Source organism: Vibrio sp. 2134-1 (assembly GCF_033339495.1).
The window spans coordinates 1-880 of record NZ_JAWOUS010000225.1 but is presented as its reverse complement, the minus strand read 5'-3'; the positions used below and the strand labels follow the sequence as shown (position 1 = coordinate 880).

The 880-nt window shown below is 49.0% G+C and carries 1 protein-coding gene; it reads right to left on the bottom strand.

All coding sequences use genetic code 11. From position 1 onward, the window contains the following. Positions 1-7: 7 nt before the first annotated feature. The coding region (gene radA / locus R7R78_RS25090; protein ID WP_225474496.1) for a DNA repair protein RadA at positions 8-880 on the bottom strand (873 nt) is incomplete at its 5' end.

Genomic DNA, 880 nt, shown 5'->3' with positions numbered 1-880 from the left:
TTCAGTATTACAGCTCGTCAAAAGCCTCAATAGCCTCTGACAACTTCTTAACGCCGTGGATTTGCATCCCCGGAATGCCACCTTTTGGCATATTAGCAGCCGGGACAATTGCCTTTTTGAAGCCGTGCTTAAACGCCTCGTTCAAACGCTCTTGGCCACTAGGTACCGGACGAATCTCACCAGCCAAACCAACTTCGCCAAATACCACTACATCTTTTGGCAACGGACGATCGCGAAAGCTTGATAGTAACGCCATCACTAAAGCAAGATCCGCACTGGTTTCTGTTACCTTAACGCCGCCGACTACATTCACAAACACGTCTTGATCGGCCATTTGCAGACCACCGTGCTTATGCAGTACGGCTAATAATAAGGAGAGACGATTCTGCTCCAAACCAACCGCTACGCGACGAGGGTTTGCCAATTGCGAGTAGTCCACCAGCGCTTGAATCTCTACTAATAGAGGACGTGTACCTTCCCACACAACCATGACCGAAGATCCTGACGTCTCTTCTTCGCCACGAGAAAGGAAAATCGCCGATGGGTTACTTACTTCTTTCAGTCCCTGCCCCGTCATCGCAAACACGCCTAATTCATTTACCGCACCAAAACGGTTTTTGTGGCTGCGCAGTGTACGGAAACGACTATCTGTTCCGCCATCAAGCAAGACAGAACAGTCAATAATGTGCTCAAGGACTTTAGGGCCGGCAAGAGTACCATCTTTCGTTACGTGACCAACAATAAATACCGCAACATTGTTCTGTTTTGCGTATCGCGTCAGTGCCGTCGCAGATTCTCGCACCTGAGCAACACTGCCCGGTGACGATTGAACATCAGAAACGTGCATAACCTGAATCGAGTCAATCACCATAATTCTGGG